General features: G+C 62.7%; 26 protein-coding genes (1 of these 26 only partly in view). 9 read left to right on the top strand and 17 right to left on the bottom strand.

Annotated elements, in window-relative coordinates:
- Positions 1-80: 80 nt before the first annotated feature.
- The 5 genes from G6N78_RS08040 to G6N78_RS08060 all read right to left on the bottom strand — a co-directional run bounded on the left by G6N78_RS08040 (position 81) and on the right by G6N78_RS08060 (position 3,939).
- Positions 81-356, bottom strand: coding sequence for an HPr family phosphocarrier protein (locus tag G6N78_RS08040; RefSeq protein WP_165217256.1), 276 nt, complete (start codon positions 354-356; stop codon positions 81-83).
- An 8-nt stretch (positions 357-364) separates the two neighbouring features.
- Entirely contained in the window at positions 365-766 is a 402-nt protein-coding gene (locus tag G6N78_RS08045) for a PTS sugar transporter subunit IIA (protein WP_165217258.1), read from the bottom strand.
- A gap of 124 nt (positions 767-890) precedes the next feature.
- The gene (locus tag G6N78_RS08050) at positions 891-1,352 is read right to left on the bottom strand and encodes an HPr kinase/phosphorylase (protein ID WP_165217260.1); all 462 of its coding nucleotides are present in this window, start codon (positions 1,350-1,352) and stop codon (positions 891-893) included.
- Entirely contained in the window at positions 1,349-3,091 is a 1,743-nt protein-coding gene (locus tag G6N78_RS08055; RefSeq protein ID WP_234905910.1) for a sensor histidine kinase, read from the bottom strand. The genes G6N78_RS08050 and G6N78_RS08055 overlap by 4 nt, the downstream gene beginning before the upstream one ends.
- Positions 3,092-3,219: 128 nt before the next feature.
- Positions 3,220-3,939, bottom strand: coding sequence for a response regulator transcription factor (locus tag G6N78_RS08060; RefSeq protein ID WP_206531622.1), 720 nt, complete (start codon positions 3,937-3,939; stop codon positions 3,220-3,222).
- A gap of 326 nt (positions 3,940-4,265) precedes the next feature.
- Here G6N78_RS08060 and G6N78_RS08065 point away from each other — a divergent pair, with 326 nt between their 5' ends.
- The 3 genes from G6N78_RS08065 to G6N78_RS08075 all read left to right on the top strand — a co-directional run bounded on the left by G6N78_RS08065 (position 4,266) and on the right by G6N78_RS08075 (position 7,017).
- The gene (locus G6N78_RS08065) at positions 4,266-5,876 is read left to right on the top strand and encodes a phosphoenolpyruvate carboxykinase (RefSeq protein WP_165217266.1); all 1,611 of its coding nucleotides are present in this window, start codon (positions 4,266-4,268) and stop codon (positions 5,874-5,876) included.
- 83 nt (positions 5,877-5,959) lie between these two features.
- Positions 5,960-6,394, top strand: coding sequence for an alternative ribosome rescue aminoacyl-tRNA hydrolase ArfB (gene arfB, locus G6N78_RS08070; protein ID WP_165217268.1), 435 nt, complete (start codon positions 5,960-5,962; stop codon positions 6,392-6,394).
- A gap of 11 nt (positions 6,395-6,405) precedes the next feature.
- Positions 6,406-7,017 (top strand): alpha-ketoglutarate-dependent dioxygenase AlkB family protein, encoded by a 612-nt coding sequence (locus G6N78_RS08075; protein ID WP_165217270.1) that lies wholly within the window; start codon positions 6,406-6,408, stop codon positions 7,015-7,017.
- A gap of 31 nt (positions 7,018-7,048) precedes the next feature.
- Here the strand turns inward: G6N78_RS08075 and coaA are convergent, their stop codons facing one another.
- From coaA to hisB, 7 genes are read right to left on the bottom strand one after another with little or no spacing between them, the layout of a single operon-like run.
- Positions 7,049-8,044, bottom strand: coding sequence for a type I pantothenate kinase (gene coaA / locus G6N78_RS08080; RefSeq protein WP_165217272.1), 996 nt, complete (start codon positions 8,042-8,044; stop codon positions 7,049-7,051).
- Complete coding sequence (locus G6N78_RS08085; protein ID WP_165217274.1) at positions 8,041-8,364, bottom strand: phosphoribosyl-ATP diphosphatase; 324 nt, start codon at positions 8,362-8,364, stop codon at positions 8,041-8,043. The genes coaA and G6N78_RS08085 overlap by 4 nt, the downstream gene beginning before the upstream one ends.
- 11 nt (positions 8,365-8,375) lie before the next feature.
- On the bottom strand, positions 8,376-9,164 hold the full coding sequence (gene hisF / locus G6N78_RS08090) for an imidazole glycerol phosphate synthase subunit HisF (protein ID WP_165217276.1): 789 nt from the start codon (positions 9,162-9,164) through the stop codon (positions 8,376-8,378).
- On the bottom strand, positions 9,161-9,904 hold the full coding sequence (gene hisA, locus G6N78_RS08095) for a 1-(5-phosphoribosyl)-5-[(5-phosphoribosylamino)methylideneamino]imidazole-4-carboxamide isomerase (protein WP_165217278.1): 744 nt from the start codon (positions 9,902-9,904) through the stop codon (positions 9,161-9,163). The genes hisF and hisA overlap by 4 nt, the downstream gene beginning before the upstream one ends.
- Position 9,905: 1 nt before the next feature.
- Complete coding sequence (gene hisH / locus G6N78_RS08100; protein WP_165217280.1) at positions 9,906-10,556, bottom strand: imidazole glycerol phosphate synthase subunit HisH; 651 nt, start codon at positions 10,554-10,556, stop codon at positions 9,906-9,908.
- Positions 10,556-11,035, bottom strand: a complete 480-nt coding sequence (locus tag G6N78_RS08105; RefSeq protein ID WP_165217282.1) for a DUF2628 domain-containing protein — start codon at positions 11,033-11,035, stop codon at positions 10,556-10,558. Before G6N78_RS08105 ends, hisH begins: the two co-directional genes overlap by 1 nt.
- 17 nt (positions 11,036-11,052) lie before the next feature.
- On the bottom strand, positions 11,053-11,649 hold the full coding sequence (gene hisB, locus G6N78_RS08110) for an imidazoleglycerol-phosphate dehydratase HisB (RefSeq protein WP_165217284.1): 597 nt from the start codon (positions 11,647-11,649) through the stop codon (positions 11,053-11,055).
- Between the two features lie 216 nt (positions 11,650-11,865).
- On the opposite strand from hisB, the gene hslV reads away from it, so the two are divergent.
- The 5 genes from hslV to G6N78_RS08135 all read left to right on the top strand — a co-directional run bounded on the left by hslV (position 11,866) and on the right by G6N78_RS08135 (position 18,661).
- Positions 11,866-12,390 (top strand): ATP-dependent protease subunit HslV, encoded by a 525-nt coding sequence (gene hslV / locus G6N78_RS08115; RefSeq protein ID WP_165217286.1) that lies wholly within the window; start codon positions 11,866-11,868, stop codon positions 12,388-12,390.
- 73 nt (positions 12,391-12,463) lie between these two features.
- Positions 12,464-13,771: an ATP-dependent protease ATPase subunit HslU gene (gene hslU, locus G6N78_RS08120; protein ID WP_165217288.1), complete on the top strand. Its 1,308-nt coding sequence runs from the start codon at positions 12,464-12,466 to the stop codon at positions 13,769-13,771.
- Between the two features lie 229 nt (positions 13,772-14,000).
- Positions 14,001-14,921 (top strand): DUF1402 family protein, encoded by a 921-nt coding sequence (locus G6N78_RS08125; RefSeq protein WP_165221493.1) that lies wholly within the window; start codon positions 14,001-14,003, stop codon positions 14,919-14,921.
- A gap of 46 nt (positions 14,922-14,967) precedes the next feature.
- The gene (locus G6N78_RS08130; protein ID WP_165217290.1) at positions 14,968-16,371 is read left to right on the top strand and encodes a cytochrome P450; all 1,404 of its coding nucleotides are present in this window, start codon (positions 14,968-14,970) and stop codon (positions 16,369-16,371) included.
- A gap of 121 nt (positions 16,372-16,492) precedes the next feature.
- Positions 16,493-18,661, top strand: coding sequence for a malate synthase G (locus tag G6N78_RS08135; RefSeq protein ID WP_165217292.1), 2,169 nt, complete (start codon positions 16,493-16,495; stop codon positions 18,659-18,661).
- A gap of 119 nt (positions 18,662-18,780) precedes the next feature.
- Here G6N78_RS08135 and G6N78_RS08140 read toward each other — a convergent pair whose 3' ends face one another.
- Complete coding sequence (locus tag G6N78_RS08140; RefSeq protein WP_165217294.1) at positions 18,781-19,458, bottom strand: L,D-transpeptidase; 678 nt, start codon at positions 19,456-19,458, stop codon at positions 18,781-18,783.
- A gap of 176 nt (positions 19,459-19,634) precedes the next feature.
- Between G6N78_RS08140 and G6N78_RS08145 the strand changes: the two genes are divergently transcribed.
- Positions 19,635-20,123 (top strand): MmcB family DNA repair protein, encoded by a 489-nt coding sequence (locus tag G6N78_RS08145; protein ID WP_165217296.1) that lies wholly within the window; start codon positions 19,635-19,637, stop codon positions 20,121-20,123.
- A gap of 4 nt (positions 20,124-20,127) precedes the next feature.
- Here the strand turns inward: G6N78_RS08145 and G6N78_RS08150 are convergent, their stop codons facing one another.
- From G6N78_RS08150 to lhpI, 4 genes are all read right to left on the bottom strand, one after another.
- On the bottom strand, positions 20,128-20,706 hold the full coding sequence (locus G6N78_RS08150; RefSeq protein WP_165221496.1) for an ActR/PrrA/RegA family redox response regulator transcription factor: 579 nt from the start codon (positions 20,704-20,706) through the stop codon (positions 20,128-20,130).
- A 75-nt stretch (positions 20,707-20,781) separates the two neighbouring features.
- The gene (locus G6N78_RS08155) at positions 20,782-22,104 is read right to left on the bottom strand and encodes an ActS/PrrB/RegB family redox-sensitive histidine kinase (RefSeq protein WP_370691496.1); all 1,323 of its coding nucleotides are present in this window, start codon (positions 22,102-22,104) and stop codon (positions 20,782-20,784) included.
- The gene (gene hrpB, locus G6N78_RS08160; RefSeq protein ID WP_165221502.1) at positions 22,101-24,560 is read right to left on the bottom strand and encodes an ATP-dependent helicase HrpB; all 2,460 of its coding nucleotides are present in this window, start codon (positions 24,558-24,560) and stop codon (positions 22,101-22,103) included. The genes G6N78_RS08155 and hrpB overlap by 4 nt, the downstream gene beginning before the upstream one ends.
- 8 nt (positions 24,561-24,568) lie before the next feature.
- Positions 24,569-25,189, bottom strand: partial view of a bifunctional Delta(1)-pyrroline-2-carboxylate/Delta(1)-piperideine-2-carboxylate reductase gene (lhpI, locus tag G6N78_RS08165; RefSeq protein ID WP_165217298.1) — the 3' portion only. The gene runs 333 nt beyond the window's last position; the window shows 621 of its 954 coding nt (coding positions 334-954); the start codon falls outside the window, past its right edge; the stop codon is at positions 24,569-24,571.

A 25,189-nucleotide genomic window follows, 5' to 3' on the forward strand; every position in this document is an offset into this window, starting at 1 on the left:
ACCCGCAGCGGCGCTGCCCTCGATGTAGCAGGGTTCCCGGAAACTAGCAATAAGGATATAAAGAAGTCTTTATATGTTCATTACATCTCTTCGCCAAATCGATCGGCGACGAGATAGGTGAGAGCATCCAGCGCGGCCTCCGCCTGGGCGCCGCTGGCCGTGACTTCGATCGTGCAGCCCGGGCTTGCCGCCAGCATCATCAGGCCCATGATCGAGGTGCCGCCTACGGTCATGCCGTCCTTCGACACCTGGATCTGGGCGTCGAACCCCTCCACCGTCTGCACGAACTTGGCGGATGCACGGGCGTGCAAGCCGCGCTTGTTGATGATCAGGAGTTCGCGGGAGAGATTGCTCATGGATGATCTTATTTGCCGCTCAGGACGCGGCTTGCGACGTTAATGTATTTGCGCCCGGCATCGGCGGCCTCGGCGAGCGCCTTCTGCATGTCGTTGTCCACGCGAACCCCTGCCAGCTTGATCAGCATCGGCAGATTGACGCCGGCAATCACTTCGATCTTGCCGGTGCTCATGGCGGAGATGGACAGATTGGACGGCGTTCCGCCGAACATGTCCGTCAGGATCACGACGCCGTGGCCGTCATCCACCCGGTTCACCGCGTCGAGGATATCCTGACGTCGCTGATCCATGTCGTCTTCGGGGCCGATACAGACGGTTTCAATATTCTTTTGCGGCCCTACCACATGCTCCAGCGCATGTCGGAACTCATCAGCCAGCTTGCCATGCGTGACAAGCACAAGTCCGATCATGAAATCACCCCCAGGTACAACGATACGCTCGGCCGTGTTTCGCATTGCAACAGGCCCAACGGCGGTGGGAAGCCATCTTGTCGATGTAAAGTCGAAGTGCAAGCTAAAAATGGTCGTGGACACATCATGAAAAGGGCGGTTCTCCTTTGAATTCTGCGTGAAGCGCGCCAATCGTGGCAAGGGGTGCAATGGAGCGCGCCGAAAGTCGGATCAGGGGCAGATCGCCAAACCCGCCAAGATCGGTCCGCTCCTGCTCGGGCGGCAGACGCTCGTCGCGAGTCGGATCGATCACCCGGATCGCCAGATGAAGGACGGCACGCTCGACGCTGTCGAGTCGAACGATGCCGCTGCCGCGCAGCTCCAGAAGCCCGGCAATCGAGTCCGGTCGTGTCGCGATCGTCTCGCCGTTCTCCATCGAGATGAAGACCTGGTCGTCGGCGATGAGAGCAGCCGATACCCCTTGCAAGCGTGCCGCCGCAAGGCAGGCAAAGGCCAGTTCCGATTTGCCGGCACCGGGGGGACCGAGAAAGATCAGGCCCCGCGTGCCCATCACGATCGCCGTGCCGTGAACATTGTTGGCCGTCATGTCGGTTGACCCGCAGGCAAAGACAGCGTGAAGCGGGCACCGAGCAAATCACCGGCCGCATCGGCCAGGTTTTCCGCTTTCAGCGTGCCGCCATGCGCTTCGGCAATCTGGCGGCTGATGGACAGGCCAAGGCCCGAATTCTGGCCAAAACTCTCGCCTTCCGGCCGGTCGGTGTAAAAGCGTTCGAAGATGCGGTCGATATCTTCCGCCCGGATGCCGGGGCCATTGTCATCCACCTGGATGATGCAATTGCCCTTGGCGCGGAACAGATGCACGGAAATGCGGCCACCCTTTTCCGGCACGAAGGAACGGGCGTTCTCGATCAGGTTGGTAACGATCTGGCCAAGCCGCAGATCGTGGCCCTGCACCAGATAGCTCGTCTTGGTGCCCTGCTTGTGATCGACGACGAGGTCGATATCCACCGGCTTGCGGCCGGTGCGGATCTGGCGGGAGATTTCCACCAGATTGCCGAGCAGAATTTCGAGGTCGACCGGTGCCGCATCCGAACGGGCAAGTTCCGCATCCAGACGCGAGGCATCGGAAATATCGCTGATCAGGCGATCGAGGCGGCGCACGTCGTGCAGAATGATATTGGTGAGTCGCTGTTTGGATTCTTCCGTCTTGGCAAGCGGCAGGGTTTCGACCGCACTCCGCAGCGAGGTCAGCGGGTTCTTCAACTCGTGACTCACATCAGCCGCAAAACTCTCGATCGCATCGATCCGGTCGTAGAGCGCATTGGTCATGTCACGCAGCGCAATCGACAGGTTGCCGATCTCATCCTGCCGAACGGAGAAATCGGGGATTTCCTCGCGCTGCTTCACGCCGCGCCGGACACGAATGGCCGCCGCCGACAACCGCCGAAGCGGATTGGCAATCGTCGAGGACAAAAGCAGCGACAGGAGAATGTTGACGAGCGTTGCGACGCCGAAGACGCGCATGATGGCGAGCCGCTCGGCATGCACGATGTTGTCGATGTCGCCGGCCTGCGTTGATAGCAGGAGGACGCCGAGAACCGCGCGAAAACGCTGGACCGGAACGGCAACCGAGACGATCAGTTCGCCCTTGTCGGTCACGCGAACGACCGCACCGCGCACACCGGTCAGCGCGTTCATCACTTCAGGATAGATCGAGCCGTCGCCGCCCGGCGCCTCCTTGTAGGCCGGCAGATTGCCGGGCTGCAGGATCCGGTTGATCACGCCGGCAAACCAGCCGCTCCATGTGGTGTTTTCGCCCTCTACCGGCGGCAGGTCAAAGCGCAGAACCTGGCCGCGCGAATAAAGATGGCGCGAATCGAGAATGAGATTGGCATCCGCATCAAACAGACGGGCACGGGTGCGGGTTGGCGAGATCAGACGCCTCAGAACCGGGGCCACACGCTCCGGATCGATCGGGAAATCGAGATCTTCGTCATTCGGCACCGGCGTGATGCTCTGGCCTGCCTGCAGTTCCAGAAGTTTCTGCGGATCGATGGTGATTGAGTTCGTATCGACCGAAGCGGAGGCGGAAATCGCGCCCGCGATGATTTCGCCCTGCGTCAGCAGGCTTTCGACGCGGGCATCGATCAGCCCCTCGCGGAACTGGTTGAGGTAGAGAATGCCGGCGACGAGCACCACGGTTGCCGCGATGTTGAAGAAGAGAATACGGCGCGTCAGGCTGGAAAAGACGGCATTGCCGAAGATGCGGCGCACCAGCGTGAAGGGATGTGACCATACCCTTCCCGATGCACGGGAGGTTTTCAAATCCTCCCCGCCCGAATTTCCGGAATGAATCGTCTGATCGGCCAAGCCTTTCCCTTTCACGGCGACCGCCGGCCGTCACGGCGGTTCATGCGCAGTGAAGCAGCGTTGCGGACTCGTTGAGATGCAAATCAGGCTGCTTCGCGGAAGCGATAGCCTACGCCGTAGAGCGTCTCGATCATATCAAAATCGGTGTCAACCATTTTGAACTTCTTGCGAAGCCGCTTGATGTGGCTGTCGATCGTCCGGTCATCGACATAGACCTGCTCGTCATAGGCGGCATCCATCAGCGCATCGCGGCTTTTGACCACCCCGGGGCGCTGGGCGAGCGAATGCAGGATGAGGAATTCCGTCACCGTCAGCGTCACCGGTTCGCCCTTCCAGGTGCAGGTATGGCGCTCCTGATCCATCACCAGCTGGCCGCGTTCCAGCGTGCGGGCCTGCTGGTCGGCAGCCGCCTTGCTGCCGGGAACCGGTGCCACGTCGCTCTTGGCCGAACGGCGCAGGATCGCCTTCACGCGCTCCACCAGCAAACGCTGCGAAAACGGCTTGGTGATGAAATCGTCGGCGCCCATCTTCAGGCCGAACAACTCATCGATCTCTTCATCCTTGGAGGTGAGGAAGATCACCGGCAGGTCCGACTTCTGGCGCAGGCGACGCAGAAGTTCCATGCCGTCCATGCGCGGCATCTTGATGTCGAAGATGGCGAGTTGCGGCGGCCGTGCCAGAAGCCCGTCCAGCGCAGACGCACCATCCGTGTAGGTCTCGACCCGGTAGCCTTCCGCCTCCAGTGCAATCGACACCGAGGTGAGAATGTTGCGATCGTCGTCTACCAACGCGATAGTCTGCATACTGTCTGTCTCCGCCATTCTGTACGCATCTCCTGGATTGTGGCCCAGCCGGACGTTGTGTCCGGGTCCGCGTGTCATGGGGATAAAGGTGGAACAAATTGTGGCAAAGATAAAGGGGTGCCTGCTCCAGGGTGGAAGCGGGCCGCTTTCGGGGAGGCCCACGACAGGAATTTTATGCCAATCAAACCGATTTAAATAAGTAGGAAAATTTTTAAATCGATTAATTGTTTGATTTTATTGACTTAATCCGATTGCCGCTCTTGCTCTTTTGCATTTGCGTCGTTAGCGTGCACCATCATCAACGTCAGCTCAAAGGAAAGCGCGACATGGAGGAGTACGGAGTTCACAATCCGTCGAACGGTTTGGCGGCCATCGGCTTGTCCGGTGCTGCACGTATCAATTACAACCTGAATGAGAGCGAACTCTACGAGGCTGCCCTCCGGAATGGTGAAGCAGAGCTGACGGTGGATGGGGCTTTGCGCGCCGTGACCGGCCAGCACACCGGTCGTTCCCCGAAAGACAAGTTCGTCGTGCGCGATGCCAGCACGGAAGCGAACATCTGGTGGGACAACAACAAGCCCATGTCGCCGGAGCACTTCGCGCTGCTCAAAGAAGACATGCTGGCCCATGCCGCTGGCAAGACGCTCTATGTGCAGGATCTCGTGGGCGGTGCCGACCGCGATTACGCGCTTCCGACCCGTGTCGTGACGGAACTCGCCTGGCACGCACTCTTCATCCGTAACCTGCTGATCCGTCCGGACCGTTCGACTCTCGGCGCCTTCCAGCAGAAGCTGACCATCATCAACCTGCCGAGCTTCCGTGCCGACCCCGCCCGCCATGGCTGCCGCACGGAAACGGTGATTGCCTGCGATCTCGCCAATGGCCTGGTGCTGATCGGCGGCACCTCCTATGCCGGCGAAAACAAGAAGTCGGTCTTCACGGTTCTGAACTACCTCCTGCCGGAAAAGGGCGTCATGCCGATGCACTGCTCGGCGAACGTCGGCCCGGAGGGCGATGCCGCCGTCTTCTTCGGCCTGTCGGGCACCGGCAAGACGACGCTGTCTGCCGATCCGAACCGCACGCTGATCGGCGACGACGAGCATGGCTGGGGCGAAAACGGCATCTTCAACTTCGAAGGTGGCTGCTACGCCAAGGCGATCCGTCTGTCGGCGGACGCCGAACCGGAAATCTATGCCGCAACCCGCCGCTTCGGCACCGTGCTTGAAAACGTGGTGATGGATGAAAACCGTGTGCCGGACTTCGACGATGCGTCGCTGACCGAAAACACCCGCAGCGCCTATCCGCTGCATTTCATTCCGAACGCCTCGGCAACCGGCCTTGCGCCGCACCCGAAGACAATCATCATGCTGACGGCCGACGCCTTCGGCGTGATGCCGCCGATCGCCAAGCTGACGCCTGAACAGGCCATGTACCACTTTCTCTCCGGTTACACCGCCAAGGTCGCCGGGACCGAAAAGGGCGTGACCGAGCCGGAAGCCACCTTCTCGACCTGCTTCGGTGCTCCCTTCATGCCGCGGCATCCGACGGAATACGGCAACCTGCTGCGTGACCTGATTGCCCATCACGGCGTCGATTGCTGGCTGGTCAACACCGGCTGGACCGGTGGCGCCTACGGCATTGGCCGCCGCATGCCGATCAAGGCCACCCGTGCACTGCTGACCGCCGCTCTGACGGGCGAGTTGAAGAAGGCTGACTTCCGCACTGATGCCAACTTCGGCTTTACAGTACCGGTCGCCGTGCCGGGCGTTGAAACGGCGATCCTTGATCCGCGCTCGACCTGGGCGGATGGCGCAGCCTACGATGCGCAGGCGACGAAGCTGGTCAACATGTTCATTTCGAACTTCACGAAGTTTGAAAACCATGTCGACAGCAAGGTGCGCGATGCAGCCCCTGGGATGCTGGCTGCTGCCGAATAACGACTCACGTGGAACATCGAGAGCCGCCGGGGTCTTTGGCCTCGGCGGTTTTCTTTTGTGCGCTTGTGGATTAGACGGAGATCATGGCCAGCGATCCTCTCGTCATCAACAGTCGAATCACCCTCGCCGGATGGGAACTGACGGAGCAATTCGTGCTGGCCGGCGGGCCGGGCGGTCAGAACGTCAACAAGGTCTCGACGGCCGTCCAGCTGTTCTTCAACCTGATGGGCTCTCCCTCGCTTCCCGACCGCATCAAGGAGAACGCCGCAAAACTGGCGGGCCGACGCCTCAGCAAGGACGGCGTGCTGATCATCGAAGCCAACCGGTTTCGCAGCCAGGAGCGTAATCGCGAGGATGCGCGCGAGCGCCTGAAGGAACTGTTGCTAGAAGCCGCCAAGCCGCCACCGCCGCCGCGCAAGAAAACCAAGCCGACCAAGGGCTCCGTCGAGCGCCGGCTGAAGGAAAAGTCGGGCCGTTCCGAGGTGAAGAAGATGCGCGGCCGCCCGGCTGGTGATTGAGGAGCGGGATCATGCTGACTCTGGCCAAGGGCATCCTCCATCATCCGCAGGCAATCAATCGGGCAGCCCAGGAGCATCTCGTCGCGGTGATCCGCGCCGTCGTGGCAGAAGCGCCGCTCTACGTGCCGGTGATGCCGGGAACCGGACGGCCGATGTCTGTGCGCATGACCAATTGCGGCACGCTCGGCTGGGTGACGGACAAGGCGAGGGGCTATCGCTATCAGGAAACCCATCCGGTGACGGAGAAGCCCTGGCCGGCCATGCCGAACGAACTTCTGGCTCTGTGGGAACGGTATGCCGCCTATGACAAGCCGCCGGAGGCTTGCCTCATCAACTTCTACGCCGATGATGCGAAGATGGGCCTGCATCAGGACCGGGACGAGCAGGACCTGCAGGCGCCGGTCCTGTCGATTTCGCTCGGCAACACCTGCCTCTTTCGTGTCGGCGGTCTGGAGAGAGGCGACAAGACCAGCTCCGTGAAGCTCTCCAGCGGCGATATCGTGGTGCTGGGCGGCGAGGGGCGTCTCGCCTTCCACGGCGTGGATCGCATCTATCCGGGCACATCGACGCTTTTGAAGCAGGGCGGGCGGATCAACCTGACGCTTCGTCGGGTCAATCGCTGACGATGCACATCCAAAGCCGGCGATCCATCGCCTACAGTTTTCGGAGCGCGACCGTTTCGATGAAGTGATTGCTGCCCTTGCGCAGGATGAGATCGGCACGCGGGCGTGTCGGCAGAATGTTCTGCTGCAGGTTCTTCAGGTTGATGTTTTGCCACAGTCCTTCGGCGATCGCCAGCGCGGCATCTTCCGTGATCGTTGCATACCGGTTGAAGAACGAGGACGGATCGCGAAAGGCCGTCTGCCTGAGCCGCATGAAGCGTTCGACATACCAGTTGTGAATCTGGCCCTCGTCCGCATCGATATAGATGGAGAAATCGAAGAAATCCGAGACCATCGGCACGATCTTGCCATCGGCGGGCAGCGTGCGGGATTGCAGCACGTTGATGCCTTCAAAGATCAGGATGTCCGGCCGGTCGATGACCGAATATTCGTCTGGCAGCACATCATAGGTCAGGTGCGAATATTTCGGCGCCTTGACGTTCGGTTTGCCGGCCTTGATGGCCGAGAGAAAGCGCAGCAGCGCGCCGATATCATAGCTCTCCGGAAAACCCTTGCGCTCCATCAGATTGTCGCGCCGCAGGATGGCGTTCGGATAGAGAAAACCATCGGTGGTGACGAGATCGACCTTGGGGCTCGACGGCCAGCGGGCCAGAAGCTCCTTCAGGATACGGGCGGTGGTGGACTTGCCGACGGCGACCGATCCCGCAATGCCGATGACGAAGGGCGTCTTCACCTGGTCCGACAGGCTGAGGAACCGGTTGCGCTGTTGGAACAGAAGCTGCGAGGCTTCCACATGGGCCGACAACAGGCGCGACAGCGAGAGATAGATGCGGCGGACTTCATCGAGATCGATCGGGTCGTCGAGAGAGCGCAGTCGCTTCACCTCGTCCGCCGTCAGCGTCAGCGGTGTATCGGCGCGAAACTTCGACCATTCCTCGGAGGTGAAGAGAAAGAACGGCGAATAATTGCCGTTCGCCAGGGGGTCGGGCGGGATATCGGAATCGATGGTCTGGCTGGCGATCGTCATGAGGGCTGTCGGCTCGCCTTTTCGGTCAGGCCCGATTGGGCCGTGCGGCGTTGAAGTTCGTTCAACACATCCTGCAACGGAATGCCCCCGATCTTCAATACGACGATCAGGTGATACAGCAGGTCAGCCGCTTCCGCCGTCAGGTTGTCGCGGTCGTTGGAAATGGCGGCAATCACGGTTTCGACCGCCTCTTCGCCCAGCTTCTTAGCTGCCTTTCCCTGGCCGGCGGCCACGAGTTTGGCTGTCCAGGATTGCGTGGGATCCGCCTTGGCGCGCTCGGCAACGATGGCTTCCAGATCGCTGAGAGAAAAACCGCTCATCATGTGTCTCCTCAGTCGAGCCGCATCGCAATGCCGTGCTCAGCCATGTAGCGCTTGGCTTCGCCGATGGAATAGGTGCCGAAGTGGAAGATCGAGGCCGCGAGAACCGCGGTCGCATGACCTTCCTTCACCCCGGCCACCAGATCGTCCAGGTTTCCCACACCGCCGGAGGCGATGACGGGAACACGCACCGCATCGGCAATCGCCCGCGTCAGTTCGATATCGTAGCCGATCTTCGTACCGTCGCGGTCCATGGAGGTCACCAGCAGTTCGCCTGCGCCCCGCTCCACCATCCGCGCGGCAAACTCCACCGCGTCGATGCCCGTCGCATTGCGCCCGCCATGGGTGTAGATCTCCCAGGCGCTGGCATTGTCCTGACCCGGCCCCTGCGTGCGCCGCCGCTTGGCATCGATCGACACCACGATGCACTGGTTGCCGAACTTGTCCGCGGCTTCCGCGACGAAATCCGGATTGTTGACCGCCGCCGAATTGATCGACACCTTGTCGGCGCCGGCGAGCAGCAGCTTGCGGATGTCGCCGACTGCGCGCACACCGCCGCCAACCGTCAGCGGCATGAAGCAATGCTCGGCCGTCTGGGCGACCACGTCGAAAATAGTGTCGCGATTGTCGGAGGAGGCGGTGATGTCGAGGAAACACAGCTCGTCGGCACCGGCCAGATCATAGGCTTTCGCCGCCTCGACCGGGTCTCCCGCATCGATCAGATCCACGAAGTTGACACCCTTGACGACACGGCCGTCCTTGACGTCCAGGCAGGGGATGACGCGGGCTTTCAGGGTCATGCACGGCCTCCCTTGGCAGCGCGAATGAGAGCAAGTGCTTCCATAGGGTCGATGCGGCCGTCATAGAGCGCGCGGCCGGAGATGGCGCCTTCGAGTTTTGCTGCATCCGGTTCCAGCATGCGGCGGATATCATCGAGCGAGGCGAGGCCGCCAGACGCGATGACGGGAATGGAGACGGCGTTCGCGAGTTCCAGCGTCGAGGACCAGTTGATGCCGGCCAGAATGCCGTCGCGGTCAATGTCGGTGTAGATCATCGCGGCCACACCGGCACCTTCGAACTTCTTCGCCAGTTCGATCACGCCGAGTTCGGAGGCTTCCGCCCAGCCCTCCACCGCCACCTTGCCGCCCTTGGCATCGATGCCGACGGCGATCTGGCCCGGGAACTTCTGGCAGGCCTCGATAACCAGCGCCGGGTTGCGCACGGCGACCGTGCCGAGAATGACGCGGGCGAGCCCGCGCGACAGCCAGGCTTCGATATGATCGAGCGTGCGGATGCCGCCGCCGAGCTGGACGGGATTGCTCGTCGCCTTCAGGATGGCATCGACGGCGAAACCATTGCGGCTTTCGCCGGCAAAGGCGCCATCCAGATCCACCACATGCAGCCATTCGAAACCCTGGTCCTGAAAGGCTCTGGCCTGGGCGGCAGGGTCCGGATTGTACACGGTCGCCTGGTCCATGTCGCCGAGCTTCAGGCGAACGCACTGGCCGTCCTTGAGGTCGATTGCGGGAAAAAGGATCATGTCAGGGCTTCCAGCGCAGGAAATTCGAAATCAGGGCAAGGCCAAGCGTCTGGCTCTTTTCCGGGTGAAACTGGGCACCGGCCGTGTTTCCATGCGCCACGAAGGCGGTGACCGCACCGCCGTATTCGGTGGTCGCCACGACATCATCCGGGTTTTCGGCGGCCAGATGATAGGAATGGACGAAATAGGCGTGCAGACCGTCCGGCCCGGTCGTAATGCCGTCGAAGAGCGCGTGTGGCCGGTTGAGCGTCAGCGTATTCCAGCCGATTTGCGGGATCTTGAGGTTGGGATCGGAGGGCGTCATTTCCACCACATCGCCCTTGATCCAGCCGAACCCCTTCGTCACGTCCTTTTCCAGTCCGCGGGAGGCCATCAGCTGCATGCCGACGCAGATGCCGAGGAAGGGGCGACCCTTGGCCTGCACGCCGTCCAGAAGCGCCTCTTCCATGCCGGAAACGGCAGAAAGTCCGCGGCGGCAATCGGCATAGGCGCCGACGCCCGGCAGAACGATGCGATCGGCCTTCGCGACCACGTCGGGATCGTCGGTCAGGATGATCTCGGCCTCAAGCGCGGCCTCGCGGGCTGCACGTTCGAAGGCCTTTGTTGCGGAACGGAGATTGCCCGATCCGTAGTCGATGATTGCAACGCGCATCAGCGTCCTCCACCAAGGTCAAAAAGCCCAAGCGCCGGACCCTGTCGAGAGGCCGTCTGGGCGGGCGGGGAGAGGTTTTTCCAGTCGGTTACCGGAACGGCAGGCTTCGGTGTCTCGGCCGGAAGGTTCGAAAAGTAAATCATTTCGGCGGTTGAAAGATCCGGCGCCGCGACAACATCGGCCATGGTCCAGCCCTTGGCGAGGAGATGCCGCACGACGATTTGCCGCCCTTCCAGGCCGATCAGCAGGCCAAGCGCCAGTTCCGACAGCGTGCCGGCCCAGAAGAAACCGGACTGGTCACTGAGCCAGGCGGCCGCCAGTTGCGCCGCAAGAACGGCGAGGCCCATCAGCCAGCAGCGATGAAACAGCAGCCAGAGCCCTGGAAACACGAAACCGAGCCAAGCAAATCTGTCCGCCAGGAAACGCGTCGAGGCATGATCGCGGCCTCCGGGGGGCGTCAGAACGAAATAGCTGATCACGGCTCCTCCTGACGGCGTCAGACCAGCGTGCCCTTGGTCGAGGGAACGCGGCCCGCCTGGCGCGGATCGATTTCGGTGGCCACGCGCAGCACGCGGGCAACCGCCTTGAAGCAGGTTTCCGCGATATGGTGGTTGTTGGCGCCGTAATGGTTCATCACATGCAGCGTGATCCCGGCATTCTGGGCGAGCGCCTGGAAGAATTCCCGCACCAGTTCCGTATCGAACGTGCCGATCTTCGGCGCACTGAAGGTGACGTTCCAGACCAGGAACGGCCGGCCGGAGAGGTCCACCGCCGCCTTCGTCATGGTCTCGTCCATGGCAAGATCGAGCGAGGCATAGCGGGTGATGCCGCGGCGGTCGCCGAGCGCCTTGGAAATCGCCTGGCCGATTGCAATGCCGGTATCTTCGACCGAGTGGTGGTCGTCGATGTGCAGGTCGCCCTTGCAGTCGATTTCCATGTCGATCAGCGAATGTCGCGACAGCTGCTCCAGCATGTGGTCGAAAAAACCGATACCCGTCTCGATCTTCGAGGATCCTGTTCCGTCCAGGTTGACGGTCACGGAAATCGAAGTCTCGTTCGTCTTGCGCGAAACGGAAGCGCGGCGCTCGCTCATCTTGTCCACCGGATTCTCAGTGATTGCTGGGCCTTGGTCTGATCTGCGCTGCTTATCAGCCACGCCGCGGCGGTGCAAACGATTCCGCGAGATCAACCGCTTCCCGTCAACGGGAAGCCCGTATTTGCAATCGTGGCACCACCACTTACATGTGGCTGAACAGCCGGAATGGACCGGCATGACAGAGGCCCGGTGTCTGGGCCGACAGGTGTGAGTATGACGACAATTATTACCGTGCGGAAAGGCGGAAAGGTCATCATGGCCGGTGACGGTCAGGTGAGCCTTGGCCAGACCGTGATGAAGGGCAATGCGCGCAAGGTGCGCCGGATCGGCAAGGGCGAGGTGATCGCCGGTTTTGCCGGGGCGACCGCGGATGCCTTCACCCTTCTCGACCGACTGGAAAAGAAGCTCGAGCAGTATCCCGGCCAGCTGATGCGGGCCGCCGTCGAGCTGGCCAAGGACTGGCGGACCGATAAATATCTGCGCAATCTCGAAGCCATGATGCTGGTGGCCGACAAGAGCGTCACGCTCGCCGTCACCGGCAATGGCGATGTGCTGGAGCCGGAACACGGCACGATCGCCATCGGTTCGGGCGGAAACTTCGCCTATGCGGCGGCGCGCGCCATGATGGATTCGGACAAATCCGCCGAAGAGATCGCCAGGCGTGCCCTCGATATCGCCGCCGACATCTGCGTCTACACCAACCACAATCTCGTGGTCGAAACGCTCGACGCCGAATAACATCATCCCAGCAACGGGTCTTGGCCGCCGGGCTTGATGAGCCGGCCGCAAGAGACGCCGAAGAGGTTTACATATGACGACTTTTTCCCCCCGCGAGATCGTCTCGGAACTGGACCGCTACATCATCGGCCAGCATGACGCCAAACGCGCCGTCGCGATCGCGCTTAGAAACCGCTGGCGCCGCCAGCAGCTGGACGAGAGCCTGCGCGACGAGGTGATGCCGAAGAACATCCTGATGATCGGCCCGACCGGCGTCGGCAAGACGGAAATCTCCCGCCGCCTCGCCAAGCTCGCCGGCGCGCCCTTCATCAAGGTGGAAGCCACCAAGTTCACCGAGGTCGGTTATGTCGGCCGCGACGTCGAGCAGATCATCCGCGACCTGGTCGAGATCGGCATCGGTCTGGTGCGCGAAAAGAAGCGCGCCGAGGTGCAGACCAAGGCGCATCAGAGTGCCGAAGAGCGTGTTCTCGACGCACTCGTCGGCGCCACGGCCTCGCCTGCCACCCGGGACACATTCCGCAAGAAGCTGCGCAATGGCGAGCTGGACGACAAGGAGATCGATGTCGAGGTGGCCGACAGCGGCTCCGGCATGCCGGGCTTCGAGATTCCGGGCATGCCGGGCGCCAACATCGGCGTGCTGAACCTGTCGGAAATGTTCGGCAAGGCCATGGGCGGCCGCACGAAGAAGATCCGCACCACTGTGGCGAAGTCATACGGCGAACTGATCCGCGACGAAAGCGACAAGCTGATCGACAACGAGGTCATCCAGCGCGAGGCGGTCCGCTCCGTCGAAAACGACGGCATCGTCTTCCTCGACGAGATCGACAAGATCGCTGCGCGTGATGGCGGCATGGGGGCGGGCGTCTCCCGCGAGGGCGTGCAGCGTGATCTGCTGCCGCTGGTGGAAGGCACGACGGTTTCGACGAAATACGGCCCCGTGAAGACGGATCATATCCTCTTCATCGCCTCCGGCGCCTTCCACGTGGCCAAGCCGTCGGACCTTCTGCCGGAACTGCAGGGCCGCCTGCCGATCCGCGTCGAGCTGAAGCCGCTGTCGAAAGAGGATTTCCGCCGCATCCTGACGGAGACGGAAGCAAGCCTCATCCGCCAGTACCGGGCGCTGATGGAGACCGAGCAGCTGTCGCTTGATTTCACCGAAGATGCGATCGATGCGCTGGCCGATGTCGCCGTGCACCTCAACTCCTCGGTCGAGAATATCGGCGCGCGCCGCCTGCAGACGGTGATGGAGCGGGTTCTGGACGAGATTTCGTTCCACGCGCCCGACCGGCCCGGAACGACGGTGATGATCGACGCGGACTATGTGCGCAAGCACGTGGGCGACATCGCGGCCGATACCGATCTCTCCCGCTACATCCTGTAAAGCGTGGCGGCAGGGCAACGCCGGGCACCATCCGGATCGCGCCTGACGGGAAAGTGAGAGGGGCGGGCTCGACTCCGCCCCCTGCTTTTCAGTAAGGGATCATGCATAGAATGCGTGACGCTTCATCAGGGTGATTCGCAGGCGGTTCGCGCTTCCTCTCGACGATCGACGACCGAACAGCCATCTGCAAGGATGCTGCATTTTGCAAAAGTTCGTATTGGCATTGGTGATGGTGCTCTGCTGGGCCTTGCCTGACGTGCAGGCCGGCGGCTTGTCCGTTGTTCCGTCGGGCAACCGCAATGCCGAACAGCCCAAGGTGCCCGGTGCTTCGTTTCGCCGAACACGAGCCGGCAAGACCACCTTTGACGAGAAATACGAGAAGATCCGCGATCTGCTCGCAAGCGATTCGGCGCTGATCTCCAAGATCAAGCAGACCGCCCGCCAGTACGACATCGACCCGATCCATATGATCGGCGCGATCGTCGGCGAGCATACCTTTAACGTCGATGCCTATGATCGCCTGCAGTCCTATTACGTGAAGGCCGCAGCCTATGCCGGCGACAGCTTCCGTTTCGGCTACAAGGGCCAGTCCATCGGCGATTTCGTCGGCAAGCCGGAATTCGAGAAATGCGCAAGCCTTTCGGATTCCTACAAGCTGTGGTCCTGCCGTGAAGATGTGTGGGAGAAGGTCTTCCGCGGCAATCGCGTCGACGGCGTCTCCTATCCGGACAACCGTTTCAGCGCCGTCTTCTTCCAGCCCTTTTATGCCGGCCAGACCTTTGGTCTCGGCCAGATCAATCCGCTGACGGCTCTAATGCAGTCCGATCTGGTGGCGCGCCGCTCCGGTTATCCGAAGCTGGATGCGTCCGATGCCAATGATGTCTATCGGGCCATCATGGACCCGGACAAATCGCTTGCTTACATGGCCGCGACCATTCGCCGTTCGATCGACGATTACGCCGACATTGCCGGCATGGACATTTCCCGCAACCCTGGCATCACCGCCACGTTGTATAATGTCGGCAATTCCGCCAAGCGTGCCGCAGCGCTGGCGGCCCGCAACCGCAATGGCGGATTCTCCTGGCCGGAGGAGAATTATTACGGCTGGCTGGTCAACGACAAGCTGGATGAATTGAAATCGCTTCTGTGAGTGCCGATATCAGCGGTTGGTGATCCTCAAGGACAGGAAGCAACCGATGGATATGCGCCCGGAGCCCTTCGAACCGCCGGCACCCGTTCCACGCACCTATGCGCCGAGCAAGCTCGAGATCATACGCACGGTCCTGCGCAATCCGTTGGAGCTGTGGGGCGCGCCCTCCTACACGCTGCCCTGGATCGAAACGAAGTTCTTCTCCGAGCGGACCTTGATCATCAACCACCCCGGCCTGATCCGCCATGTTCTGGTGGACAATGCCGCCAACTATCGGATGGCGGAGGTGCGGCAGCTGATCCTGCGGCCGATCCTGCGGGACGGCCTTCTGACGGCCGAGGGGCCGGTCTGGAAGCGGTCGCGAAAGGCCGTTGCCCCGGTCTTCACGCCGCGCCACGCCAAGGGTTTTGCGAACCGAATGCTGGCGAAATCCGAGGACTATGCGGACAAATATGCCGATGTCGGTTCGTCGGGCAGGGTTGAAGACGTCTCGATCGACATGGCCGAGCTCACCTTCGCCATCCTGATCGATACGCTGTTTTCCGGCGACGTGGTCACCGACAGCGAGCGTTTTTCCGATGACGTCGAGGCGCTCTTGCATCGGATGGGTCGGGTCGATCCGATGGACCTCCTGCGGGCGCCGCCCTGGGTTCCGCGTCTCAGACGCATCGGCGGCCCGAAAGTCATGGATCACTTCCGCGGTATCGTTCGCCAGACGATGGAGAAGCGGAAGGCGAAGATGGTGGAAGACCGCGCCGCGACGCCGGACGACCTCTTGACCCTTCTTCTCGATCTGGATGGCCCCGATGGCCTGACCCTGGACGAGATCGAGGACAATATCCTGACGTTCATCGGGGCCGGTCATGAAACGACAGCGCGGGCCATGGCCTGGACGCTCTATTGCGTGGCGAAGTCGCCGCATATCCGCGAAGCGATGGAGCGCGAAATCGATAGCGTGCTGGCCACCGGCGCCGAACCGGTGGAATGGCTGGACCGCATGCCTTACGTGCGCGCCGCCTTCGAGGAGGCTATGCGGCTTTACCCGCCAGCGCCATCGCTCAACCGCGAAGCCATCGAAGACGACCAGTGGACGAGCCCGGATGGCAAAACGGTGCATATCGCCGCCGGCACCACGGCTCTGGTGATGCCCTGGACCCTGCATCGGCATGTGCTTTACTGGGAGAAACCCCGCGCGTTCATGCCGGAACGGTTCCTGCCGGAAAATCGCGGCAAGATCGACCGTTTCCAGTATCTTCCCTTTGGCGCCGGCCCCAGGGTCTGCATCGGTGCGACCTTTGCCATGCAGGAAGCGGTGATCGCCTTGGCGGTGCTGTTGTCGCGGTTTCGCTTCGATGCCTTGCCGGGGGTCAACCCATGGCCGATCCAGCGGCTGACCACCCAACCGCGGGACGGTTTGCCCCTCAGGGTGACGCTGCGCAACAGGCATTGAACAGGTCATGGGCGGCCAGTCGCAGGATCGCGTCGGCGTCGTCTTCCACCATTGCTGCATTGACTAAGGCCCCCGGGCGCGCAAAAACCTCTGGCAACACTGGTCAACATGGAGGACGCGGATGAGCCGCATTGAACGCAATGGTCTGGCAATCGACGAGGCGCTGCTGACCTTTCTGACGGAGGAAGCGCTTCCCGGTAGTGGCATCGATCCCGATCATTTCTTTGCCGAGTTTTCCACGATTATTCAGGATCTTGCGCCGAAGAACCGGGCGCTGCTGGCCAAACGCGACCGCTTCCAGGAAAAGCTCGACGAGTGGTACCGCAAGAACGGCGCCCCTTCGGATCTGGAAGCCTATGAGGCCTTCCTGCGCGAGATCGGTTACCTTCTGCCCGAGGGACCGGATTTCCAGGTGACCACGGAAAACGTCGATCCGGAAATCGCGGAAATTGCCGGTCCGCAGCTGGTCGTGCCGGTGATGAATGCGCGCTATGCGCTGAACGCGGCGAACGCGCGCTGGGGTTCGCTCTACGACGCGCTTTACGGTACGGATGCGATTGCCGAGGCCGATGGCGCGGAAAAGGGTGCCGGCTACAATCCGGTGCGCGGCGCCAAGGTGATCGCCTGGGCTCGCAATTTCCTCGATCAGTCGGCGCCGATCGAGGGCGCACGCTGGAGCGAGGCAACGGGCTTTGCCGTCGTTGATGGCGCGCTGGTGATCAAGGCCGGCGAGGCCGCCCTGTCGCTGGCCGATCCCGCCCAGTTTGCCGGCTATCAGGGAGATGCTTCTGCGCCGATGCGCCTTCTGTTCGCCAAGAACCGGCTGCATGTCGAAATCCGAATCGATGCCTCGACGGCGATCGGCAAGGATGATCCGGCGCATATCTCCGATGTCGGGCTCGAATCGGCCATCACCACCATCATGGACTGCGAGGATTCGGTCGCGGCCGTCGATGCCGAAGACAAGGTCGTCGTCTACCGCAACTGGCTGGGCCTCATGCAGGGTGACCTGAAGGAGACCGTCAACAAGGGCGGCAAGATTTTTACCCGCGCTCTTAATCCGGACCTAACATTCACCGCACCGGATGGCTCGAACCTCACGGTGCATGCCCGTTCGCTCATGCTGGTGCGCAATGTCGGCCACCTGATGACGAACCCGGCGATCCTGGATCGCGATGGCCGTGAAGTGCCGGAAGGCATCATGGACGCCATGGTGACGGCGCTGATTGCGCTTCGCGACGTCGGTCCGAACGGACGCCGGCAGAACTCCCGCACGGGCTCCATGTATGTCGTAAAGCCCAAGATGCATGGACCGGAAGAGGTGGCCTTCGCCTGCGAGATCTTCGATCGGGTGGAAAAGGCGCTCGGCATGCCGGCGAACACGATCAAGATGGGCATCATGGATGAGGAGCGCCGCACCACGGTGAACCTCAAGGAATGCATTCGCGCAGCCCGCGAGCGCGTGGTCTTCATCAACACCGGCTTCCTCGACCGCACCGGCGACGAGATCCACACCTCCATGGAAGCCGGCCCGATGATCCGCAAGGGCGACATGAAGCAGGCGGCCTGGATCGCAGCCTACGAGAACTGGAACGTCGATATCGGTTTGGCCTGTGGCCTGTCGGGTCATGCGCAAATCGGCAAGGGCATGTGGGCCATGCCGGACCTGATGGCGGCGATGCTGGAGCAGAAGATCGCCCATCCCAAAGCCGGGGCCAACACCGCCTGGGTTCCATCGCCGACGGCGGCGACCCTGCATGCCACGCATTACCACAAGATCAACGTGGCTGAAGTGCAGGACGGCCTGAAGTCGCGTGCCCGCGCCAAACTGTCCGACATCCTGTCGGTGCCGGTGGCCGAGCGTCCGAACTGGACGCCGGAAGAGGTGCAGCGCGAGCTGGACAACAATGCGCAGGGCATTCTGGGGTATGTCGTGCGCTGGATTGACCAGGGTGTCGGCTGCTCCAAGGTGCCGGACATCAACAATGTCGGCCTGATGGAAGACCGCGCAACGCTGCGCATTTCCGCACAGCACATGGCGAACTGGCTGCATCATGGCCTGGTGACCGAAGCGCAGGTGATCGAGACTATGAAGCGCATGGCCGCGATCGTTGACCAGCAGAATGCCGGCGATCCGCTCTACCAGCCGATGGCCGGCCGCTTTGACGACTCGGTTGCCTTCCAGGCGGCGCTCGATCTTGTCCTGAAGGGCCGCGAGCAGCCGAACGGCTACACCGAACCGGTCCTGCACCGTCGCCGGCTGGAAGCCAAGCAGAAGGTGGTGGCTTGAGCCGCCTGTAAGGCCGGGGGTGGTGGAAACACAAACCCCGGCAATCGTCTCTTCAAAACCCCCGAAACGAAAAACGGCGCGAAATCCGCGCCGTTTTGCTGTTTGACGGATGCTGATCTTTACTGGATCACGACGACCTTGGTCTGGCGGCCGGGACGCACGCGGCTGTAGAGATCGATCACGTCCTGGTTCATCAGGCGGATGCAGCCCGACGAGGCGGCCGTGCCGATGGACGCCCATTCCGGCGTGCCATGCAGACGGAACAGGGTGTCCTGGCCCTTCTCGTTGAAGAGATACATGGCGCGCGCGCCGAGCGGATTGCTGAGGCCGGGGCCCATGCCGTCTTCGACGTAACGGGCAACATCCGGCTTGCGCACCGCCATTTCCTTCGGCGGATGCCAGGTCGGCCATTCCTGCTTCCAGGCCACATAGGCCTCACCGGACCAGGCGAACCCCTGCTTGCCGACGCCGATCCCGTAACGGACCGCCCTGCCGTTCGGCAGGATATAATAAAGGAACCGCTCCCGCGTGTTGACGATGATCGTGCCCGGCTGTTCATTGGTCTGAAACTCAACGATCTGCCGATGGAACTTCTTGTCGAGCCGGCTGATCGGAATGGCCGGCAGGCTGTAGCCCGCATCGGTCACCGGGCCATAGGCGTCGCTGAAGATCTCGGTGGTCTGCGTGCGGACGGCAACGTCCTTCGGCTTGTCCTTGGTGTCAGACGTCGTGGAGCAACCGGCCAGGGCGAGGGATGCCAACAGGCCGGACGCAAGCATGCTTGTGCGGATGCGCATGGAATTCTCTTGCAACAGGGGTGGAAGCAAAGACGGGTGAAACCATCTTTTGATGCAAGGTTTATTTTCGTTTAGACGAGCTTGGCAAGGCACGTTTCAGTCAGCTCTCTTCGCGGCTGCACAAATGAAGTGGCCATTGTCTTTTTGCAACATCTGGAACAGGGGAAGGATCCGCCGTGACACTTCTCAATATCGGATCGAACAACCCCTTGGTGGATGGACGCCAATCGGCACGCGCAATGATGGTGCGCCGCGGTGTGCAGCGCCTGCTCGACGAGATGCGCCACGCCGTCCTGCCGGAGTTGACGCTGGCCAATGGCCGGCGGGCGGATCTGATCAGCCTCTCCGCCAAGGGCGATATCTTTATTATCGAGATCAAGACCTCGATCGAGGACTTTCGGGTGGACCGGAAATGGCCCGAATACCGCGATTATTCCGACCGTCTCTATTTCGCCACTCACAAGGATGTGCCGCTGGAGATCTTCCCCGAGGATTGCGGGCTGATCCTGTCCGATGGCTACGGCGCGCACCTGCTGCGCGAGGCGCCGGAGCATCGGCTGTCCGCGGCCACCCGCAAATCGCTGACCTTGAGCTTTGCCCGCACCGCGGCCCAGCGCCTGCTCGCCGCCGAGCGGGCGACCGGCCAGAGTTTCGAGGACGTGTAACCGCTTATTTCGGAGCGCGCTTGGCAAGGATCCGCTGCAGCGTCCGGCGATGCATGTTGAGGCGCCGAGCCGTCTCGGACACATTGCGCTCGCACATTTCATAAACCCGCTGAATATGCTCCCAGCGCACCCGGTCTGCGGACATCGGGTTTTCCGGCACGTCGGCCTTCTCGCCCGGCCGCTGGGTGAGAGCGGCATAGATGTCATCCGCATCCGCCGGTTTCGACAGATAGTCCACGGCGCCAAGCTTCACCGCGGTGACGGCGGTGGCAATATTGCCGTAACCGGTCAGCACGATGACGCGGGTGTCTTCGCGGCCCTTGCGGATCGCCTCGATCACGTCGAGCCCGTTGCCGTCCCCGAGCCGCAGGTCCACCACGGCGAATTTGGGCGGGCGGGCGCGCGACTTGGCAATGCCCTCCGCCACGGATTCGGCCACCTCCACAGCAAAACCGCGGCTTTCCATGGCGCGCGCCAGGCGCCGCAGGAAGGGGGCGTCATCATCCACGATCAGGAGCGAGGCATCGGCGCCGAGACTGATCTCCGAATCCTGAGGCTCGCTGTGTTCGATCTTGTCTGCCATCATTGTCTTTCTCCACACCTGCCATCACCTCGTCTCTACGAAGCGAAAGGCTGCTCGGCTCAGTGGCGAGCGTCCTCAGTCCTTAATTTCCATCACCGATCTCGGCCAGACGATCCGCACCCGTGCACCCGTCTCATCCGGACCGCGATTTTCAAAACTCAGGCTTGCGCCAGACCGTTCCAGCAGGGTCTTGGCAATGAACAAGCCCAGCCCCAGACCGCCTGCACGATCCATCTCGCGGTTCCTCGTTGACATATAGGGTTCCCCGATATGGGATAAAACGTCCGGTGCAAAGCCGTCACCGTCATCCTCGATGGTGATGGCCACCTTGTCCGCGTCATGTTCGACCGTCAGCTGAACCGTCTTGCGGGCAAAATCCACGGCATTTTCGACAAGGTTGCCGAGCCCGTAGAGGATGCCGGCATTGCGATGTCCCACCGGTTCGTCGGATCGGTCGCTCTTCTCAACAAGCTGAAATGTAATGCCGAACTGCCGGTGTGGTGCCGTCACTTCCTCGATCAGCGAGGAGAGCGGCAGGCGCCGCATATGCTCCTCGTTCTCCGCCGAGAGCGAGGTCAGCCGGCGCAAAATGTCGCGGCAGCGTTCGCTCTGGCTGCGCAAGAGCGCCACATCCTCCCGAAACCGGTCGTCGTCGGACAATTCCCGTTCCATCTCCTTGGCGACGACGCTGATCGTCGCAAGCGGTGTGCCGAGTTCATGCGCCGCCGCCGCTGCCAGTCCATCGAGCTGCGACAGGTGCTTTTCCCGCTCCAGCACCAGTTCGGTGGCCGCCAGCGCATCGGCCAGCAGCGTCGCCTCCATGGAGACCCGGTAGGCATAGAAGGCGGCAAAGGCCATCATCGAGACGATGGCGCACCAGATGCCGAGCTGCATCACCGGATAGATGATGAGGATTTCATCCGGATGCCAGGGCAGGGGATAGGGAGAAACCGTCAGCAACGTGGTGCAGGCAATTGCAAACACCAGTAGCACCAGCGACTGCCGGAGCGGGAGCGAGGCAAAGGAAATGATGACCGGAACGCAGAGAAGCGGCGCGAAGGGATTGGCAAGCCCGCCGGTGATGAACAGAAGTCCGCTCATCTGCAGGAGGTCGAAGCCGAGCAACGCCAGCGCCGCCAGCGGCTTCAGGCGATGGGTGGCGGGAAAGCGCAGGGATAGCCCGAGATTGACGAGCGCCAGCGCCGCGATCAGCAGCCCGGTTTCGACGATCGGCAGGGAAAAGCGAAACAGGCCCGCCACGATCAGAACGGTCACCGTCTGCCCCGCGACCGCAAGCCAGCGGAGCCTGACCAGCGTCTGCAGGCGCATGTTGCGGCTCGCCCGGCCAAATTGCGCATGGCGCAGCGAGGTTGCTTCCACGGACGTATCCTTCATCATGTTCCTCTCGGTTTCGCCCGGTGGGTCGGCATGGCATTCGCCGGATCTTCCGGCCAGGGATGTTTCGGATACCGCCCGCGCATGTCGGCGCGCACGTCGCGCCAGGACCCCGCCCAGAATCCCGGCAGATCGCGGGTTGTCTGGATCGGCCGGTGTGCCGGCGAGGTGAGCTCCAGGACAAGCGGCAGACGGCCTCCGGCAATGGCCGGATGTGTCTTCAGCCCGAACAGCTCCTGGACGCGGATGGCCAGCACCGGTTCGTCGCCGTCATAGCGGATCGGGTGGCGTTGGCCGGTCGGCGCCTCGAAATGCGTCGGTGCCAGCCGGTTGAGATCCTGACGCAGCGCAAAAGGAATCAGCGACCGCAACCCCTCCGACAGGCTGCCGGCATCGATGGCATCAAAGCTCGTCCGCCCCTCCTGAAACGGGATGAACCAGTCATCGAGGCGCTGCAGCAGGGCGGCATCGGACACATCCGGCCACGGGTCACCGACACTGCGAAACAGGAAGCCGAGCCGCTCGCGCAACTGATCGCCGTCCTTCGAGAAGGGCAGGGCGTCCACGCCAAGCTCCCGCACCCCCTCGGCCAGACCGCGTGCGGCCGCGGCTCCTGTCGGTCGCGGCAGGGGAGATTCCTCCAGCACAACGGCACCCAGTCGCACGACGCGACGGGCACGCACCTGCCGGCTGGCGCGGTCGAAATAGCTTTCGTCGCCGCGCGTGATCGATGGGTCAAGTTCCGCCTCCACTGCCGCCCGCGTGGTTTCCGCTGCGGCCAGAATGCGCGCCCGCGCCGCCTGGCCGGTCAGGTCGGCGATCACCAGCATCTTTGCGCCGGCCAGACGCTCGGTCTCGGCAAGCTCGCCACCACGTCCATTCGCCATCACGAAGCGCCCACGCGCGCCGCGCTGCAGCGCAACGCGATCGGGATAGGCGTGCATCAGAAGATCTGCCGCCGAAACCGGTCCGGTGGAGGGCGGGGTTTTCGGCAGCGAGTCGGCCAGCCGCGCGGCCAGCCGTCTCGCCTGCTCGGCCCGTTCGCCCCGCTCCTGGCGAAAATGGCGCAGCCGGTGGTCCAGATCCACGTCCGGTCCGCCCAATCCCTGCTCGGTCAGCAGTACAGCCAGCTGGCAGGCGCCAAGTCCCTGTCCGCGTTCACCACCCGCCAGCGCCATCGCCGCCAGCCGGGGTGGCAGCGCCATCTGCCGCATCTGCCGGCCGCGGCCCGTCGGCCGGTCGTCGGCATCGAGCGCGCCCATCATCCGCAACAATTGCCGCGCCTCGGCCAGCGCCGGTGCCGGCGGCGGATCGAGAAAGGCAAGGCTTGCCGGATCGCGCACCCCCCAATGGGCAAGATCGAGCGCCAGGGAGGAAAGATCGCTTGCGAGAATCTGCGGCGGCGTGAAGGCGGGAAGGGCAGCGGTCTGCCCGCTATGCCACAGGCGGACCGCGATGCCGGGTTCCGTGCGCCCGGCGCGCCCGGCCCGCTGGTCGGCGGACGCGCGCGACACACGCACGGTCTCCAGCCGTGTGATCCCGGTCGATGGTTCGAAAACCGGCAGGCGCTGCAGCCCGCTGTCGATGACGATGCGAACGCCATCAATGGTGATCGAGGTCTCCGCAATCGAGGTCGCCAGAACCACCTTGCGCTCTCCCGCACCCGTCGGCCTGATGGCGAGATCCTGCTCCTTTTGGGAAAGATTGCCGTACAGCGGCGCAATCGCCGTTCCCGGCGGCAGCCGGCCTTTCAGTCGTTCGGCGGTGCGCAGGATTTCCGCCTGGCCCGGCAGGAAGGCGAGAATGGAGCCTTCCTCGTCCGCATGCGCCCGCAGAATGGCACGCGTGACGCTGTCTTCGATGCGCTCGTTCGTCTCCCGGTCCTGGTGGCGGATATCGACCGGAAAGGCCCGGCCTTCGCTCGCAAGTCGCGGAGCCTCCCCCATCAACCGGCTGATCCGCTCGACATCGAGCGTCGCCGACATCACCAGGAGCCGCAGATCCTCGCGCAGCCCGCCTTGCGAATCGAGCGCCAGCGCCAGGCCAAAATCGGCATCCAGCGACCGCTCGTGGAACTCGTCGAAGAGCACGGCGGAGATGCCGGCAAGTTCCGGATCCTCGAGGATCATCCGGGCGAACACCCCCTCCGTCACCACCTCGATCCGGGTGGCGGCGGAGACGCGGTTGTCGAGGCGCATGCGGTAGCCGACCGTCTCGCCGACCGTCTCTCCCAGAAGCGACGCCATGCGGTGGGCCGCGGCGCGGGCGGCCAGCCGCCGTGGTTCGAGAAGGATGATTTTGCCCGAACACCAGGCTTGATCGAGAAGGAAGAGCGGCACGAGCGTCGTCTTGCCGGCGCCGGGCGGTGCCGAGAGCACGGCGCGGTTGCTTAAGACGAAAGCCTCGGCCAGCGATGGAAGGACCGCGCTGACCGGAAGGGAAGGCAGGGAGCGAGCCATTCGCGACATCAGATCTCTTTGCCGCCGCGGACGGTCTCATAAGCAAGGATTGCGCCGGCGAGATCCTCCAGCGCCGCGCCCACGGACTTAAACAGCGTAATCTCGTCCTCAGAGCTTCGGCCTGAATGTCGCCCGGTCGCCAGATCAAAGAGATCCGCCCGGATATCCGCGGGCTGCAGAACACCGGTGGAGAGCGGCAGGGCGATATCGCCCCCTTCGGCCATGGCGCCCGGGCGGGTATCGACGAAGACGGAGGCGCGGCGGACCGCCTCGTCATCGCTCTCGCGCATCGTCGGCTTGAAGGCGCCAACGAGATCGAGATGGGCGCCGGGCTTCAGCCACTCGCCGCGGATCAGCGGTTCGACGGAGAGCGTGGCGCAGGAGATGATGTCGGCCCGGCGGGCTGCCTCGGCCAGATCCGTCACCGCCTGCGTGGCAAAGCCGCGCGCGCTCGCCTCCTGCGCGCTCGCTTCGGCCTTGGCGATGTCACGACCCCATATGAAGAAGCGCGTGAGCGGGCGCGTCACGGCATGCGCTTCGATGAGGTTGAGCGACAACCGCCCGGTTCCGACCATCAGCATCTCCTGCGCATCGGCCCGTGCCAGGGACCGTGCTGCGAATGCCGAGGT

The sequence above is a fragment of the Allorhizobium pseudoryzae genome (assembly GCF_011046245.1).
Lineage (GTDB): Bacteria > Pseudomonadota > Alphaproteobacteria > Rhizobiales > Rhizobiaceae > Neorhizobium > Neorhizobium pseudoryzae.

What these genes read in the sequence shown, in the direction of transcription:
- G6N78_RS08040 (WP_165217256.1), bottom strand. Translation starts at nt 356, where the DNA reads ATGAGCAATCTCTCCCGCGAACTCCTGATCATCAACAAGCGCGGCTTG.
- G6N78_RS08045 (WP_165217258.1), bottom strand. Translation starts at nt 766, where the DNA reads ATGATCGGACTTGTGCTTGTCACGCATGGCAAGCTGGCTGATGAGTTC.
- G6N78_RS08050 (WP_165217260.1), bottom strand. Translation starts at nt 1,352, where the DNA reads ATGACGGCCAACAATGTTCACGGCACGGCGATCGTGATGGGCACGCGG.
- G6N78_RS08060 (WP_206531622.1), bottom strand. Translation starts at nt 3,939, where the DNA reads ATGCAGACTATCGCGTTGGTAGACGACGATCGCAACATTCTCACCTCG.
- G6N78_RS08065 (WP_165217266.1), top strand. Translation starts at nt 4,266, where the DNA reads ATGGAGGAGTACGGAGTTCACAATCCGTCGAACGGTTTGGCGGCCATC.
- arfB (WP_165217268.1), top strand. Translation starts at nt 5,960, where the DNA reads ATGGCCAGCGATCCTCTCGTCATCAACAGTCGAATCACCCTCGCCGGA.
- G6N78_RS08075 (WP_165217270.1), top strand. Translation starts at nt 6,406, where the DNA reads ATGCTGACTCTGGCCAAGGGCATCCTCCATCATCCGCAGGCAATCAAT.
- coaA (WP_165217272.1), bottom strand. Translation starts at nt 8,044, where the DNA reads ATGACGATCGCCAGCCAGACCATCGATTCCGATATCCCGCCCGACCCC.
- G6N78_RS08085 (WP_165217274.1), bottom strand. Translation starts at nt 8,364, where the DNA reads ATGAGCGGTTTTTCTCTCAGCGATCTGGAAGCCATCGTTGCCGAGCGC.
- hisF (WP_165217276.1), bottom strand. Translation starts at nt 9,164, where the DNA reads ATGACCCTGAAAGCCCGCGTCATCCCCTGCCTGGACGTCAAGGACGGC.
- hisA (WP_165217278.1), bottom strand. Translation starts at nt 9,904, where the DNA reads ATGATCCTTTTTCCCGCAATCGACCTCAAGGACGGCCAGTGCGTTCGC.
- hisH (WP_165217280.1), bottom strand. Translation starts at nt 10,556, where the DNA reads ATGCGCGTTGCAATCATCGACTACGGATCGGGCAATCTCCGTTCCGCA.
- hisB (WP_165217284.1), bottom strand. Translation starts at nt 11,649, where the DNA reads ATGAGCGAGCGCCGCGCTTCCGTTTCGCGCAAGACGAACGAGACTTCG.
- hslV (WP_165217286.1), top strand. Translation starts at nt 11,866, where the DNA reads ATGACGACAATTATTACCGTGCGGAAAGGCGGAAAGGTCATCATGGCC.
- hslU (WP_165217288.1), top strand. Translation starts at nt 12,464, where the DNA reads ATGACGACTTTTTCCCCCCGCGAGATCGTCTCGGAACTGGACCGCTAC.
- G6N78_RS08125 (WP_165221493.1), top strand. Translation starts at nt 14,001, where the DNA reads ATGGTGCTCTGCTGGGCCTTGCCTGACGTGCAGGCCGGCGGCTTGTCC.
- G6N78_RS08130 (WP_165217290.1), top strand. Translation starts at nt 14,968, where the DNA reads ATGGATATGCGCCCGGAGCCCTTCGAACCGCCGGCACCCGTTCCACGC.
- G6N78_RS08135 (WP_165217292.1), top strand. Translation starts at nt 16,493, where the DNA reads ATGAGCCGCATTGAACGCAATGGTCTGGCAATCGACGAGGCGCTGCTG.
- G6N78_RS08140 (WP_165217294.1), bottom strand. Translation starts at nt 19,458, where the DNA reads ATGCGCATCCGCACAAGCATGCTTGCGTCCGGCCTGTTGGCATCCCTC.
- G6N78_RS08150 (WP_165221496.1), bottom strand. Translation starts at nt 20,706, where the DNA reads ATGGCAGACAAGATCGAACACAGCGAGCCTCAGGATTCGGAGATCAGT.
- G6N78_RS08155 (WP_370691496.1), bottom strand. Translation starts at nt 22,104, where the DNA reads ATGATGAAGGATACGTCCGTGGAAGCAACCTCGCTGCGCCATGCGCAA.
- hrpB (WP_165221502.1), bottom strand. Translation starts at nt 24,560, where the DNA reads ATGGCTCGCTCCCTGCCTTCCCTTCCGGTCAGCGCGGTCCTTCCATCG.